The following is a 14,792-nucleotide window of genomic DNA, read 5'->3' on the forward strand; positions in this document are numbered from 1 at the left end:
TCAAGATCGAGAATGACAGCGATGTGCGGCGTCGCGTTGCTGGTCGCCGCGCTGGCGACGGCGCTGCCGGCCGGACCGGCCAGCGCCGCGCCGTCGCAGCTCACGGTGGATCTGTCGGCGAACACGGGCGCGCTGCGGTACGGCGCGACCGGATTCCTGTACGGCCTCGGCGACGAGGGAATTCCGAACGAGACCATGCTGAGCGCGCTCCGGCCGCAGGTCGCCGCCCAGAAGGCGCCGGACGGCCTGCAGCACCCGAACGGGGACGCGCTGCGGGTGGCGCCGATGTTCAAGCGGGCCGGCGGCCGGCACATCGAGATCTATCTGCAGGACGTCTATCCGAGCTGGCCGTATGACAACCTGGGGCTCACCGACTATCTGGGCAAGGTGGACACGATCGCCCGCAAGGTGGTCGCCGACCCCAACCGCGCCTTCTTCGTGTACGTGCCGTTCAACGAGCCGGACTGGATCTGGTACAGCGGCCAGATCACCGGCCGGTTCCTGAACGACTGGCGCACCGTGGTCCAGCGGATCAAGTCGATCGACCCGAGCGCGCGCATCGCCGGGCCGGGCTTCACCCACTACATGCCGACCGAGATGCGCGCGTTCATGACGTTCGCGAAGAACAACAACGTGCTGCCCGACACGGTCACCTGGCACGAGCTGGGCGACGACTTCTTCGCCAACTGGGACAGCCACTACAACAACTACCGCCAGATCGAGCGGGATCTCGCCATCGGCGCCCGCCCGATCACCATCGACGAGTACGCCCGGCAGAGCGGCGATCTCGGCGTGCCGGGCAACCTGGTGCAGTACGTGGCCAAGTTCGAGGCCAGCAAGGTCGACGCGTGCCTGGCCTACTGGACCACCGCGGGCGGGCTCAACGACCTGGTGACCCGCAACAACCAGGCCACCGGCGGCTGGTGGCTGTACAAGTGGTACGGCGAGCTGACCGGCAACACGGTCGCCGTCACACCCCCGGCGGTCGGCGGCTCGCTGCAGGGCCTGGCCGCTGTGGACTCGGGCAAACAACAGGCGCGCGTCGTCTTCGGCGGCAACAACCCGGTCACCGGCACGTACGACACCAACGTCGTCGTGCGCGGCCTGGGGTCGGCGCCGTTCCTCGGCAGCACCGTGCACGCCACCGTGTGGGGTGTGGACAGCTCGGGCCAGAACCCGTCGACCGGGCCGTTCCTGGTGACCGAGGGGGACTACGCCGCCAGCGGCGGGCAGTTCACCCTCCCGCTCACCGGGCTGCGCGGCTCGGCCGCCTACCACGTGATCATCACACCGAACAAGGATCTGTCCGCCGCCGGCGGCGCGTCCCGCTACCAGGCCGAATACGCGCGCCTCGACGGCGGGGCCCGGGTCACCTATGGCAGCAACACCGGCTACTCCGGCACGTACTTCACCGAGGGATACGGCGCCAGCAGCACCGCGAGCACGAAGTTCGTGGTGACGGTTCCGGCGGACGGCTACTACAACGTCGGCCTGCGCTACTCGGCCGGCCCGTACTCCGGCGCACCGGCCAACCGGTCGATCAGGCTGCGGCTCAACGGCTCCGACCTGACCGACCTGGCGCTGCCCGGCACCGCGGACTGGAACACCTGGAACACCGCGACCACCAGGGTGTTCCTGCCGGCCGGCGTCAGCCGGCTGGAGGCCAACGCATATGCCGGTGACGATCGCGACGCGGTCAACCTGGACTACGTCGACGTCGCGGCCACCAGCGGCACGATCACCGCGTACGAGGCCGAGGCGAGCGGGAACACCCTGTCCGGAACGGCCGTGCGGGGCAGCAACTCCGGTGCCTCCGGCGGCCAGCAGGTCGGGTTCATCGGCGCCGGCGCCGGCAACACCCTGCGGTTCAACAACGTCACCGTGCCCACCGCGGGCCGCTACCGGATGGTGGTCGCCTACGCCAACGCCGAGGTGGTCGGCGAGCACCAGTACAACAACAACATCGTCGACCGGGGCGCCGACATCAGCGTCAACGGCGGCACCGCGCGGCGAACCTACTTCCGCAACACGCTGAGCTGGACGACCTTCCGCACCACTGTGGTCGACGTGGACCTCGTGGCGGGAGCCAACGCCATCACCTTCGGCAACTCCACCGCCTACGCACCGGACATCGACCTCATCCGGATAGCCGCCCCGATCGGATAGCGGGACGGGCCTGCCGTGGCGCTCCGCGGCAGGCCCGGCTCATCGTGGCCCCGCGGGGGCCAGCCTTGACACGGTCTCCCTGGGCGTTGCCGGATCGGGCAGGTTGGGCGGTGCCCGCTACCGCACAGCAGCTAGGGAGTTGACATGGACCTGGGACTGACCGGCCGTACCGTGATCGTGACCGGGGCCTCCGGCGGCATCGGCCGCCACATCGCGACGGGGTTCGCCGCCGAGGGCGCCGACGTGGTCCTCACCTACCGGGCCAACCGGTCCGACGCCGAGCAGGTGGCCAAGGAGATCGGCGACCGGGCACTGCTCGTCCCGTACGCGATGGACGACCCGGACGCCGCCGGAGCGCTGGTCGAGGCGGCCCTGGCCTGGACCGGGCGGATCGACGTGCTGGTCAACAACGCCGTGCACTGGGGCAGCACCGGCGGGCCCGTGGACCGGCCGTTCGAGGCCGTTCCCGACGCCGACTGGCTGGCCACGCTGCGCCACAACGCCGAGGGCGCGCTGCGGCTCAGCCGGGCGGTCGCGCCGGTCCTGCGCGACCGCCGCTGGGGCCGCCTGGTGCACATCTCGTCGAACCTCGCCGTCGACGGCATGGCGGGCTCGGAGTACTACGCGGCCGCCAAGGCGGCGCTGCACGGCTTCAGCCGCTCGGCGGCGTTCTCGCTGGGCCGCGACGGCGACATCCTGAGCAACGTGGTCATGCCGGGCCTGACCCGTACGGACACCAACGCCGCGATCGCCGACGAGTACGGCCACCACTTCAGCGCGCTCGCGCCCATCGGCCGGCTGCTCGGCGCGGCTGAGGTCGCCGGCCCCGTCGTCTATCTGGGCTCGGCCGCCAACACCGGCATCACCGGGCAGGTGATCTCCGTGACCGGCGGGGTCTGACCCGGCGGCTGGCGAGATCTTTGCGGCCGGTGTCATTGTGGCCAGATGAATCATCGGGTCGCGGTGCTCGTGCTGGACGGCGCGAAACCGCTCGACGTGGGCATTCCCGCGCAGGTGTTCGCCAACCGGCCGACCATGCCGTACCAGGTGTTCGTGTGCGGGGCCGCGCCCGGGCCGGTGGCCGGCGGGGACGGGCTGTCGTACCACGTGGCCGAGGGGATCGAGGCGTTCGAGCACGCCGACACGATCTTCATCCCGGGCTATCGGGCGCCGGCCACCACCGAGCCGCCGGCCGCGGTCGTCGCCGCGCTCCGGGCCGCGCACCGGCGCGGCACCCGGCTCGCGGCCATCTCGACGGGCGCGTTCGCGCTCGCGGCGACCGGCCTGCTGGACGGCAAGCGGGCAACAACCCACTGGCACTACACGAGGGCCCTCGCCGAGAAGCACCCGCTGGTGCGAGTCGACGCGAACGTGCTGTTCGTGGACGAGGGGGAGGTGCTGACCTCGGCCGGCGCGGCGTCCGGCATCGACCTGTGCCTGCATCTGGTGCGGCGGGACCATGGCGTCGGGCTCTCCAACATCGTGGCCCGCCGCCTGGTCGCGGCGCCCTACCGCAGCGGCGGCCAGGCCCAGTACGTGCCCCGCAGCGTCCCCGAACCGCTCGGCGACGTGTTCGCCGGCACCCGCGAGTGGGTCCTGGCCCGGCTGGCCGAGCCACTCACCCTGGCGGCGCTGGCCGGCAACGCCCGGGTGTCGGCGCGCACGTTCTCCCGGCGGTTCGTGGCGGACACCGGATACACGCCGATGCAGTGGGTGCTGCGCGCCCGCGTCGATCTGGCCCGCGAACTGCTCGAACTCACCGACCTCGGGGTGGAGCAGATCGCCGCACGGGTCGGTCTCGGCACCGCCGCCAACCTGCGCCTGCACTTCCAGCGCATCCTCGGCACCTCGCCGACGGAGTACCGCCACACGTTCTCTTCTTGATCTTGATGGCGAGATCCTTGCGCATGGTGGCTGTCAAGCCACTGTCGTCGGCCGGCCGGGTCGCCGACGATGAAGCCATGACTCGCATCGCCGTCAATGGATTCGGCCGCATCGGACGCAACACCCTGCGAGCCCTGCTGCAGCGCGACAGCAAGCTCGAAGTGGTGGCGATCAACGACCTCACCGCCCCGGAGACCCTCGCGCACCTGCTCAAGTACGACAGCACGCTGGGACGTCTCGGCCGCCCGGTCGAGGTCGCCGGCGCCGACCTCGCGGTCGACGGCCACCGGATCCGGGTGTTCGCCGAGCGCGACCCGGCCGCCCTGCCCTGGGCCGAGCTCGACGTCGACATCGTGCTGGAATCCACCGGCCGCTTCACCGCCGCCAAGGCCGCCCGGGCCCACCTGGACGCCGGTGCCCGGCGGGTGCTGGTGAGCGCGCCCTCCGACGGCGCCGACGTCACGCTGGCCTTCGGCGTCAACACCGACGCGTACGATCCGGCGCGGCACCTGATCGTCTCCAACGCGTCATGCACGACGAACGCGCTGGCGCCGCTGGCGTCGGTGCTGGACGACCTGGCCGTCATCGAACACGGCTTCATGACCACCGTGCACGCGTACACGCAGGAACAGAATCTGCAGGACGGACCGCACCGCGATCCGCGCCGCGCTCGCGCGGCCGCGGTGAACATCGCACCCACCACGACCGGCGCCGCCAAGGCGATCGGCAAGGTCCTGCCGCGGCTCGACGGCAAGCTCACCGGCGACTCGATCCGGGTGCCGGTGCCGGTGGGCTCGCTGGTGGAGCTGAACACCACGGTCGCCCATGAGGTGAGCCGCCACGAGGTGCTGGCGGCATACCGCGCCGCGGCCGGCGGCGCGCTGCACGGCATCCTCGAATACACCGACGAACCGCTCGTCTCCAGCGACATCACCGGCAACCCGGCCTCGGCCGTCTTCGACGCCGCGCTCACCCGCGTCGACGGCCGGCACGTCAAGGTGGTGGCCTGGTACGACAACGAGTGGGGTTTCGCCAACCGGGTCATCGACACGCTCGAGCTGATGGCCGCCTCGTCGCGGTAGTCCGCGCACCGGACCGGCGGTCACCCGAGTGCGGCCGCCCGGGCCTCGAACAGCTCGCGTTCCCGGGCGTTGCGGGTCATCCCGGCGGCGCGTTCGAACTCCTGCCGGGCCTCGGCGGTGCGGCCCAGCCGGGCCAGCAGGTCGCCGCGGACCGCCGGCACCAGCGGATAGTTCGGCAGCACCAGGGCGTCGACGATCTCCAGCCCACGGGCGGGGCCGTGGGCGTTGCCGACCGCGACCGCCCTGTTGAGCTCCACCACCGGTGAGGGCGAGACGTGGGCCAGCACCGCGTAGAGCGCCGCGATCCGCTGCCAGTCGGTCTCCTCGGCGCGCGTCGCGCGGGCGTGGCAGGCCGCGATGGAGGCCTGCAGGGCGTACGGCCCGAAGGTGCCCTCGGCCCGGTCGAGCGCCGCCAGGCCCCGCCGGATCAACAGCCGGTCCCAGCGCCGCCGATCCTGGTCCGGCAACAGGATCGGGGCGCCGTCCGGGGCGGTGCGCGCCGCGATCCGCGACGCCTGGAGCTCCATCAGGGCCACCAGCCCGTGCACTTCCGGCTCGCGGGGCGCCAGCGTGGCCAGCAGCCGGCCCAGGCGCAGCGCCTCGTCGCAGAGGGTGGGCCGCGTCCAATCGTCGCCGGCCGTCGCCGCGTACCCCTCGTTGAAGATCAGGTAGACGACCTCGAGCACCGACGCCAGCCGCTCGGCGGCCTCGGCCGGCGGCGGCAGCTCGATGGGCACCCGCTTCTCGGTGAGCCTCCGCTTGGCCCGGGTGATGCGCTGGCCGACCGCGGACTCCGGGACCAGGTAGGCCCGGGCGATCTCGTCGGTGGTGAGCCCGCCCAGCAGCCGGAGGGTGAGGCCGACCCGCGACTCGGTCGACAGCACCGGATGACAGGTGGTGAAGATGAGCCGCAGCAGGTCGTCGCCGATGTAGTCGTCCAGTTCGGCGGCGAGGTCGGGCTCGTCCGCGTCCGGTGCCGCTCGCCCGATCTCCTGCAGCTTCCGCTGATACCGGCCCTGCCGGCGCACCAGGTCGATGGCGCGGTGCTTGGCGGTGGCCATCAGCCAGGAGCCCGGATGGTCCGGAACCCCGGTGACCGGCCACTGTTCGAGGGCGATGACGAAGGTGTCCTGCGCCAGCTCCTCGGCCAGCCCGACGTCGTGGACGATGCGGGCGAGGCCGGCGATGATCCGGGCGGACTCGATGCGCCACACCGTCTCCACGACGCGGCGAGGATCGGCAGCTGTCACAGCCACCGATCCTCGCACCCGGCCGGTCGCCGGGTCGTCAGGCCGGGCTACCGAAATCCTCGGGGCCGAAGACCTTCAGCACGTCTGCCTGCCCCTCCCAGCCGTCCCACAGGTCCCGGTGCAGCTTCAGGAACCGGGAGGCCCACTCCACCGCTTCCTGGCGGGTCCGCACCTCGTACAGGGCGTAGCTGATGGTCTCCTTGGCCTCGGCGAACGGGCCGTCGGTGACGCTGAGCCGGCCGCCGAAGAGCTCCACCCGGGCGCCGGCGGCGCTCGGGGCCAGGCCCGCGGTGTCGAGCAGCGCGCCGGCGGCGGTCGCCTCCGCGCCGAGTTGCATGATCGCGTCCATCAGTTCCGCCGGTGGCGGGGTCGCGGGCTGGGCCGCCTTCAACAGAATCAGGTATCGCATGATCAGTCCTTTCGGTCGGCGGCGCGGTAGAAGTGGACGGAAACCGTGGTCAGCCAGGCCCAGACGAGCAGCACCGCCGCGACGAAGGCCGGCGTGGTGGGCCCCTGCGAGCCGCTGGCGATGGCGGCGAACCCGGCCAGGAAGACCACTCCGGTGATCCGGGAGAACCAGGCCAGCCGGGGCTGCCCGGCGCGGGCGAAGCGGCCGGCCAGCACGAAGCAGGCCGCGATGAGGCAGAGGAAGCCGACGGCACCGACCACGAAGTGCAGCATGCCGTGCCAGCTGATCGTCGGGGACTGCGGCGCGCCGACCGGAAAGCCCTGGCCGGGATCCGCGCGGAAGACCCCGGCACCGACCAGGCTCACCCCGTAGGCGGCGATCAACAGCGGGCCCCAGGTGCCGCCCCGCCCGGAGGCCAACGCCCGGCGCAGGCCGACCGCCGCGGCCACCGTCATCAGGCCGACGGCGATGAAATTGGTGATCTGGATCCAGCCGAAGTCGCCGTTGGCGAGCAGGCTCCAGGCGTGCCGGCTCAGGTCGAAGCCTTCCCGGGACAGCGCCTGAGCCAGCGCCACGACGACGTAGACCGGGCCGGCGATGACGCCGTAGCCGAGCAGCGACCTGGTGATCCTGGTCGCCGGGGTGCAGTTCGGGTTCATGGCCTGTCTCCTTGGTTCGAGGTCTCTACCTGGGCCTCGAACGGGGGACCCGAGATCCGACAGCCGTCCCCGAACTTCTTCTCGCGATCGTCCTCGCGCGGGCCGGCACTCCTGATCAACCGCGTGCGGGCGGGCGATCGGCGGCGTATTCCGCGAGCGCGGCGGCCAGCCGGCCCGCGGCGCGGGCCAGCTCCTCGGCCGGCAGCAGCGAGAAACTCAGGCGTACGTGGCCGGCACCGCCATGACCGTCCAGATAAAATTGATCGCCCGCGACGAACGAGGTGCCGTGTCGCTCGGCGATCGGCAGCAGCCGGCCGGCGCGCACCCCTTCCGGCAGCGACAGCCAGATGAACCAGCCGCCGCGCGGTGTCGGGGTGCGCAACTCGGGAAGATGCTCGCCCAGGGCCTGGAGCAGGGCGTCGCGCTGGTCGCGGTAGCTCTGTCGCACCGCCGCGACGTGGCGCTCGTAGCCGCCACCCGCGGCGAACGCCGCCATGGTGAGGGCGGCGGCGTGGTTGACGCCGCCGCCGCTGTGCACATAGCCGAGTGCGGCCAGCCGGCGCGTCACCTCCGGCGCCGCGTTGATCCAGCCCAGGCGGATGCCCGGCGCGACGGTCTTGGCGAACGAGCCGAGGCGGACGACGCCCACCCCGTCCGCCAGCCGCCACAGCGACACCGGGACCCGGCCCTCGTACCCGAGCTCGCGGTAGGTGTCGTCCTCCACCAGCGTCAGGCCTTCCCGCTGAGCGAGGCGCACGATCGCCGCCCGCCGGTCATCGGGGAGGCTCCGGCCGGTGGGATTGCCGAAGGTCGGGACCAGATACATCAGGGGTACCCGGCGGCCCGCCGCGCGCAGGGATCGCAACGTCACCGCCAGGGCGGCCGGGTCGACGCCGTCGGCGTCCGTGGGGGCGCGGATCAGCTCGACGCCGCGGTCCGCCAGGATGCGGAACGCGAGATGGTAGGTCGGCGAGTCGACCAGCACGGCGTCGCCGGGCTCGGCGAGGACCGCGGCGATCAGCGACAGCGCGTGCGAGGCGCCCCCGGTGACGAAGACCTGCCCCGCCGCCGTGCCGCCGTCCTCCAGCCGGCACAGGTGCCCGGTCAGCCAATCGACCAGCGGGCCGGGGCCGCTGGCGTTGCCATAGGTGAGCGCCTGCCATCCGAAGGACCGCGCGGCTTCCTCCGCCGCGCGCGCCCACAGCCGTACCGGCAGCAGCTCAGGGCGGGGATGGCCCCAGCCGAGGTCGAGAATCCCCGGCCGGTGCACGAACTGGGTGACCGGAGCGCCTGATCCCGATTCGCGCACGGTCAGTCCCGGTAGTCCGGGGCGACCCGGTCCAGCAGGCGCAGCAACGCCGCCCAGGCCAGGTCGTACGCGGCGGTGTCCTGGTAGTCCGACTGGGTGTCCTCGCCGTTCAGCTGGCGTGCCGCGTGCTCGGCGACCTCCGGGCCGGGCAGCGTGAGCGGTGCGCCGCCGGACTGGGCGGAGATCTGGATCTGGCAGGCGCGTTCCAGGTAGTACATGCGCAGGAACGCGCTCGCGGGCGTGGCGCCGACCGTCAGCAGGCCGTGGTTGCGCAGGATCATCGCCGGGTGGTCGCCGAGATCGGCGACCAGCCGGCGCTGCTCGGCGAGGTTGAGGGCCACGCCTTCGTAGTCGTGGTAGCCGACCCGGTCGTAGAACTCCAGCGAGATCTGGTTGAGCGGCAGCAGCCCCTGCTCCTGCGCGGCCACCGCGCACCCGGCCCGGGTGTGGGTGTGCAGCACACAGTGCGCGTCCTCGCGGGCGGCGTGGATCGCGCTGTGGATCACGAATCCGGCGGGGTTCACGGCGTGCGGGGTGTCGTCCACGGCGCGGCCGGACATGTCGATCTTGACCAGGCCGGAGGCGGTTATCTCCTCGAAGAGCAGGCCGTACGGGTTGATCAGGAAGTGGTTCTCCGGGCCGGGCAGGCGGACCGAGATGTGCGTGAAGATCAGGTCCGTCATCCGGAAGTGCGCCACCAGCCGGTACGCCGCGGCGAGTTCGCGGCGCAGCCGGGTCTCCTCCCGGGCGGCGAACCCGCGGTCGGCGTGCAGCAGTGCGGTCATCGGGCGGTCCCTTCGGGTATCGGTCATTCTTCTTCACAGCACCTTCGAGAGAAACGCCTGGGTGCGGCGGTGTCGGGGGTTGCCGAAGACCTCGCCGGGCGCGCCCTGCTCGACGATGACGCCGTCGTCCATGAAGACCACGCGGTCGCAGACCTCCCGGGCGAACCCGATCTCGTGGGTGACGACCAGCATGGTCATCCCGTCGGCGGCGAGGTTCCGCATCACGTCGAGCACCTCGCCGACGAGCTCGGGATCGAGCGCGGACGTCGGCTCGTCGAAGAGCATCAGCCTCGGCTTCATCGCCAGGGCGCGGGCGATGGCCACCCGTTGCTGCTGACCGCCGGAGAGCTCGCCGGGGTAGGCGGCGGCGCGCTCGGCCAGGCCGACCCGGTCGAGCAACTCGAGGGCGTGTGCCCGGGCGGATTCCCTGCTCTCGCCCTTGACGTAGACGGGAGCCTCCATCACGTTCTCCAGAGCCGTGCGATGGGGGAAGAGGTTGAACCGCTGGAACACCATGCCCACGTCCAGCCGGGCCGCCGCGACCTCGCGCGGGCGCAGCTCGTACTTCTTCCCGTGGTGCCGCCGGAAGCCCACCAGCTTGCCGTTGACGCTGATCTCGCCGCCGTCGATCAGCTCCAGGTGGTTGATGCAGCGCAGGAAGGTGCTCTTGCCCGATCCGGACGGCCCGAGCAGCGAGACGACCTCGCCGGTGCCGACCGACAGGTCGATGCCCTTGAGCACCTCGTTGCCGCCGTACGACTTGCGCACCCGGTGCGCCTCGACCATGGCGGTCATCTGCGGCCTCCGCCCCGGCTCATCCGCCGCTCGATCCGGGTCTGGACGATGGTGAGCACGGTGGTGAGCACGAGGTACCAGATGCTGGCGACGATGAGCAGCGGGATCTGCTGGAAGTTGCGGCCGTAGATCAGCTGAGCGGTCGTCATCAGTTCGGGAAGCCCGATGACCAGGACGAGCGAGGTCATCTTGAGCATCGAGATGGTCTCGTTCGCGGTCGGCGGCACGATCAGCCTCGCGGCCTGCGGCAGCACGATGCGGCGGTAGGTGACCAACGGGCTCATGCCCAAGGCGTGCGCCGCCTCGGTCTGCCCCCGGTCCACGGAACCGATGCCGGCCCGGACGATCTCGGCCATGTACGCCGCCTCGTTCAGGCCGAGCCCCAGAATGGCGGCGGTGAACTGCGTGATCAGGGTGTTGGTGGGGACGCTGGCGAACGACGGCCCGAAGGGAATGCCGACGCTGATCTGGGGAAGGATGGTGCCGAGGAAGAACCAGAAGAGCAGCTGGACGAGGATCGGCGTGCCCCGGAACAGCCAGACGTATCCGGAGCCCACCGCACGCAGCAGCGGGTTCTGCGACAGGCGCATGATCGCGATCGCCGTGCCCAGCAGCACGCCGACGAGCATCGCGGCGACGGTCAGTTCCAGGGTCGACAGCAGGCCGCGCAGGATCGACCGCTCGAACAGATAACCGGCCACCAGGTCGAGGCGGAGCTTGGGCGAGGTCGCGACGAAATGAACGCACATCGCGGCGAGGACGGCGAGGACCGCCGCCGCGACCCACCGGCCGGGCCGCCGCAACCGGATGATGGGCTCGTCCGGGTGGCCGGCCCCGACAGCGGTGATGGCCTCACTGGTCATCGCCGGTCACTGCCCGGTGTTGATCGGCGCGCCCTTGAGGGCCTGGTCCTGGAGGTTCCACTTGGTCAGGAGCGCGTCATAGGCGCCCGAGTCGATCACCTTCTTGAGCGCCGCCTGCACGGCGTCGCGCAGCTTGGGGTTGTTCTTCGGCACGGGGAGGCCGACCGGCAGGGTGCCGAAGGGCTTCGCGTCCACCTGGAACGCCTCGGGCGCGGTCTTGACGTTGTAGGCCAGCGTGAGATCCAGGGCGACCACGGCGTCGGCGCGGCCGGACTGCAGCGCCTGGACGGCGCTGGCCTGGTCGGGGAAGGGCTGCTTGGTCACCGCGGGCTTGCCGGCGGCGGTGCATTCCTTGGTGATGTCGTCGACCGACAGATCGCCGGTCGCGCTCTTCTCGACCGCGGCCGTCTTGCCGCACAGGTCGAGCTTGTCCTTGACTCCCTTGGGGTTGCCCTTGGCGACCATGAAGGTGACGCCGGACTGCAGGTAGTCGACGAAGTCGACGGTCGCCTGGCGCTCCTTCTTGTCGATCATGCTGGTGAGGGCCAGGTCGTAGCGGCCGGCGTTGAGCCCGCCGATGATGCCGTCGAAGTTGGTGTTCTGGAACTCGAACTTGACGCCGAGCACCCGGCCGAGATCCGCGCCCAGGTCGGCGTCGAAGCCGATGACGGTCTTGTTGTCGGTGTCGAAGAACTCCATCGGCGGGAAGCTCACCCCGGACGCGACGCGCACCACACCGGCGGACTTGATCGTGTCCGGAAGCATCGCCGCGATGGCGTCGTCCTTGGTCAGGGTGACGGCCGGGGCGGATGACGCGCCGCCGCCGGCCGTCGGTGCGGACGCCGGGCCGGTCGCGTCCGGGGCGGCGCAACCAGACACGGCGGTCACGGTCGAGAGCGCGCCGGCGAGTACGAGATGACGAAGCCGCATTATGATCTCCAGAGTCGAGTTTCATATGAGACAACAAATGTTGCTAGAGAGCATTGGCGGAGACATCATGCGATGTCAAGGGCTCGGGCCGGGAAACGCAAGCTCGTAAACCGGGAGAAATGAAGGGGTTACATCCATGCGACCGCTGCCGGTGTCACCGACGAACAATCAGGTCCAGCTCGGCGCGAAGCTCCGCGCCGCCCGCCGGGCACACGGATTCACCCTCGACCAGCTCGCCGCGGCCACCGGCCTGACCAAGGGGTTTCTCAGCCGGGTGGAGCGGGACGAGACATCGCCGAGTGTCGCGTCGCTGGTCACGCTCTGCGAAGTGATGAGCCTCGACGTCGGCGAGCTCTTCGCCGTCTCGGACGCCACGCTGGTGCGCCGGGACACGGCGCCCGCGATCAATCTCGGCGGCACCGGGGTCAGCGAGCGACTCATGACCCCCCGGCGGGAGTCGAGGCTCCAGCTCATCCACACGATCGCGGAGCCGGGCGGCACCGGCGGCACCGACTTCTACACGATCAACTGCCAGCTCGAGGTGGTGTACCTGCTCAAGGGTGCGGTCGAGGTCGTCTTCCCCGATCGGCGCCAGGAACTCGTGGCCGGCGACGCCTTGACCTTTCCGGGCAACGAGCCGCACACCTGGAGCAACACCAGTCAGACCGACACCGCCGAACTGATCTGGGTGCTGGTGCCCGCCCCCTGGAGCGGCAGCGCCTAGTCGGATCACCGCCCGGGTGTGAGCGCGCGCCAGACCTAGCCGATGATCGGGCGTCCCCGGGCGCTACCCGTGGGCACGTGCCGTCGGCACGTGCCCGTCGCCGGCTGATCTACCGGCCGGCCGGGCCGGCATCCAGGGCCTGCCGGTTCCAGCCGCCGAGGTCGGCGGCGGCCTCGTAGCTGGACCGGAGGAAGTCGGTGAGCACCGCGTCCGGGTCCGGCGAGCCGGCCACCGCCTCGTACGGCAGCAGGAACTCACCCATGCCCCGGTCGTAGCCGGCGGCGTCCGGCCGCACCCGCCGTTCGGCGTAGCCCGGTGGCTCCGGGTAGGCGTACGCGTAGAAGGCGCCCTCCTCGCCACCGCCCGGCCAGAACCCGAAGCTGGCCAGCTCGTGGGAGTAGCCCTCCCGCATCACCGACGGCGGGCAGTTCGGTGCGCCACCCGGGTGCGGCGGAGCTTCCCCGCCCGAGAACCGGGTGTACGCCAGGTCCATCGCGCCCCAGAAGAAGTGCACCGGGCTGGCCTTGCCGACGAACTCGGACCGGAACCGCCCGATGACCCGCTCGGCCTGCAGTAACTGCCGCCAGAACGCCTGCGCCGCCGCCCCGTCGTACGCTGCGTGCACCTCGTCCTCGGCGAACGGGATGGCCCGCTCGATCTCGTTGGGGACGGCCTGGATCCGCGTCGGCACGCCCAGTCCGGCCAGCGCGTCCATGGTCTCGGCGTAGAACGCCGCGACCGGCTTGGGTTCCAGCGCCACGGCCCGTGACCGGCCGTCGCTGGTGCGCAGCCGCAGCCGGTGCTCGAGGAAATCGAACTCGATGTCGAATGCCCCGTCCCGGTACGGCACTGCCGATGTGGTCAGCCCGCGGGCGCTGGGATAAAGCGTGACGTGCCACCAGTGGTTGACCGCCGGCGCGTGTGCCATCCGGATCTTCCCCACGATCTGCGTCCACATGTGCAGCGTGTCCTTGGTGTCGGCCCAGTCCGCCACCCGCAGCCGCGGCCACCGCGACGAGGGTGCGGTGGCCTGGTCGATCTTGCTGTCTTCCATCGCTCCAGCGTGCCACGCCTACCCCGCGACGACGTGCGATCGCGTCGGGTCCGGGCCCGTCGAGCCTCCGCCGGATTCCGCCGGATTCCGCCGGGAGCGTGCGGGCGGGTGCTCGGGCAGACGTGGCCGGGTCCTGACTGGACACGGGCCGGAGCCGCGGGTGCGACGTGCTGCGCGCCGGGGCCCTATCGTGATCGCGGGGGTGCGGAATGTCGCGTGGGTGGGTGATGTGGGGCCGTGGCCTCGCGGTGGCGCTGGTCGCCGGGGCTGGTGCGGTGGCCGGCAGCTCGCAGGACAGTTGGGCGGGGGTCGTCGCGGTGGGGACCGCGATCTGCGCCGCGGCGTTCCTGGTGCGGCCGGCCCGTGAACCGGCGCTTGAACCTGCGCTTGAACCGGCACCTGAACCGGCGCGCGCCGTCGAGGGCTGGGCCCGGTCCCGGAACGCGGCGGTGGTCCGGGCGGTCGCGGCGGGCTGGGCCGACGACCCGGAAACCCTGCCCTGGCTGCGGGAGTGCGCCACCGGCGACGACGACGGGAAGGTGCGGGCGGTCGCGATGCAGGTGATCGTCGAGGGCTGGGCCGACGACCCGGGCACCCTGCCGCTGCTGCGCGAGCGTGCCACCGCCGACCCCGACGACGACGTGCGGAGCGCGGCCGTACAGGCGGTCGCCGTGGGCTGGGCCGGGCACCCGGAGACCCTGCCCTGGCTGCACGAGCGCACGACGGACCCGCGGGTGCGGCCGGCCGCGGTAGCGGCGATCGTCGCGGGCTGGCCGACCGATCCGGGCACGCTGCCGCTGCTGCGCGAGCGCGCCACCACCCATCCCGACGCCGCGGTGCGGCGGACCGCGGTCAGGGCGGTCGCCGCGGGCTGGCCCGAGC

15 protein-coding genes are annotated in these 14,792 nt (G+C 71.6%); 6 read left to right on the plus strand and 9 right to left on the minus strand.

Translation table 11 applies throughout. The features are described 5' to 3' along the window. The first annotated feature begins 12 nt into the window (after window positions 1–12). From DMB66_RS27235 to gap, 4 genes are all read left to right on the plus strand, one after another. Complete coding sequence (locus DMB66_RS27235; protein ID WP_233624865.1) at window positions 13–2,166, plus strand: carbohydrate-binding protein; 2,154 nt, start codon at window positions 13–15, stop codon at window positions 2,164–2,166. 144 nt (window positions 2,167–2,310) lie between these two features. After that, the gene (locus tag DMB66_RS27240) at window positions 2,311–3,066 is read left to right on the plus strand and encodes an SDR family NAD(P)-dependent oxidoreductase (RefSeq protein WP_125806959.1); all 756 of its coding nucleotides are present in this window, start codon (window positions 2,311–2,313) and stop codon (window positions 3,064–3,066) included. Between the two features lie 45 nt (window positions 3,067–3,111). Then, on the plus strand, window positions 3,112–4,050 hold the full coding sequence (locus DMB66_RS27245; RefSeq protein ID WP_125806960.1) for a GlxA family transcriptional regulator: 939 nt from the start codon (window positions 3,112–3,114) through the stop codon (window positions 4,048–4,050). Window positions 4,051–4,127: 77 nt separating this feature from the next. Then, a complete protein-coding gene (gap, locus tag DMB66_RS27250) occupies window positions 4,128–5,132 on the plus strand; it encodes a type I glyceraldehyde-3-phosphate dehydrogenase (protein WP_125806961.1) in 1,005 nt (334 codons plus the stop codon). A 20-nt stretch (window positions 5,133–5,152) separates the two neighbouring features. Here the strand turns inward: gap and DMB66_RS65605 are convergent, their stop codons facing one another. The 8 genes from DMB66_RS65605 to DMB66_RS27290 all read right to left on the minus strand — a co-directional run bounded on the left by DMB66_RS65605 (window position 5,153) and on the right by DMB66_RS27290 (window position 12,132). Beyond that, window positions 5,153–6,382 (minus strand): RNA polymerase sigma factor, encoded by a 1,230-nt coding sequence (locus DMB66_RS65605; RefSeq protein ID WP_199752646.1) that lies wholly within the window; start codon window positions 6,380–6,382, stop codon window positions 5,153–5,155. Between the two features lie 37 nt (window positions 6,383–6,419). Continuing rightward, window positions 6,420–6,791 carry a YciI family protein gene (locus DMB66_RS27260; RefSeq protein WP_125806962.1) on the minus strand — a complete coding sequence of 124 codons (372 nt, stop codon included), beginning with the start codon at window positions 6,789–6,791 and terminating at the stop codon, window positions 6,420–6,422. A 2-nt stretch (window positions 6,792–6,793) separates the two neighbouring features. Beyond that, window positions 6,794–7,450: a DUF998 domain-containing protein gene (locus tag DMB66_RS27265; RefSeq protein WP_125806963.1), complete on the minus strand. Its 657-nt coding sequence runs from the start codon at window positions 7,448–7,450 to the stop codon at window positions 6,794–6,796. Window positions 7,451–7,565: 115 nt separating this feature from the next. Then, complete coding sequence (locus DMB66_RS27270; protein ID WP_158647380.1) at window positions 7,566–8,759, minus strand: PLP-dependent aminotransferase family protein; 1,194 nt, start codon at window positions 8,757–8,759, stop codon at window positions 7,566–7,568. A 2-nt stretch (window positions 8,760–8,761) separates the two neighbouring features. Further along, entirely contained in the window at window positions 8,762–9,544 is a 783-nt protein-coding gene (locus DMB66_RS27275; RefSeq protein ID WP_125806973.1) for a class II aldolase/adducin family protein, read from the minus strand. 33 nt (window positions 9,545–9,577) lie between these two features. Beyond that, on the minus strand, window positions 9,578–10,339 hold the full coding sequence (locus DMB66_RS27280; protein WP_305026155.1) for an amino acid ABC transporter ATP-binding protein: 762 nt from the start codon (window positions 10,337–10,339) through the stop codon (window positions 9,578–9,580). Beyond that, the gene (locus tag DMB66_RS27285; protein ID WP_125806965.1) at window positions 10,336–11,202 is read right to left on the minus strand and encodes an amino acid ABC transporter permease; all 867 of its coding nucleotides are present in this window, start codon (window positions 11,200–11,202) and stop codon (window positions 10,336–10,338) included. Before DMB66_RS27285 ends, DMB66_RS27280 begins: the two co-directional genes overlap by 4 nt. A 6-nt stretch (window positions 11,203–11,208) precedes the next feature. Beyond that, the gene (locus tag DMB66_RS27290) at window positions 11,209–12,132 is read right to left on the minus strand and encodes an ABC transporter substrate-binding protein (RefSeq protein WP_125806966.1); all 924 of its coding nucleotides are present in this window, start codon (window positions 12,130–12,132) and stop codon (window positions 11,209–11,211) included. 136 nt (window positions 12,133–12,268) lie between these two features. Here DMB66_RS27290 and DMB66_RS27295 point away from each other — a divergent pair, with 136 nt between their 5' ends. Next, window positions 12,269–12,856, plus strand: a complete 588-nt coding sequence (locus DMB66_RS27295; protein ID WP_125806967.1) for a helix-turn-helix domain-containing protein — start codon at window positions 12,269–12,271, stop codon at window positions 12,854–12,856. A 109-nt stretch (window positions 12,857–12,965) separates the two neighbouring features. On the opposite strand, the gene DMB66_RS27300 is transcribed toward DMB66_RS27295, so the two are convergent. After that, window positions 12,966–13,910, minus strand: coding sequence for a DUF5996 family protein (locus tag DMB66_RS27300; protein ID WP_125806968.1), 945 nt, complete (start codon window positions 13,908–13,910; stop codon window positions 12,966–12,968). Window positions 13,911–14,137: 227 nt separating this feature from the next. On the opposite strand from DMB66_RS27300, the gene DMB66_RS27305 reads away from it, so the two are divergent. Then, window positions 14,138–14,792 (plus strand): HEAT repeat domain-containing protein (locus DMB66_RS27305; RefSeq protein WP_233624866.1); only part of this gene is annotated, 655 nt, incomplete at its 3' end.

The sequence above is a fragment of the Actinoplanes sp. ATCC 53533 genome, from assembly GCF_003947245.1.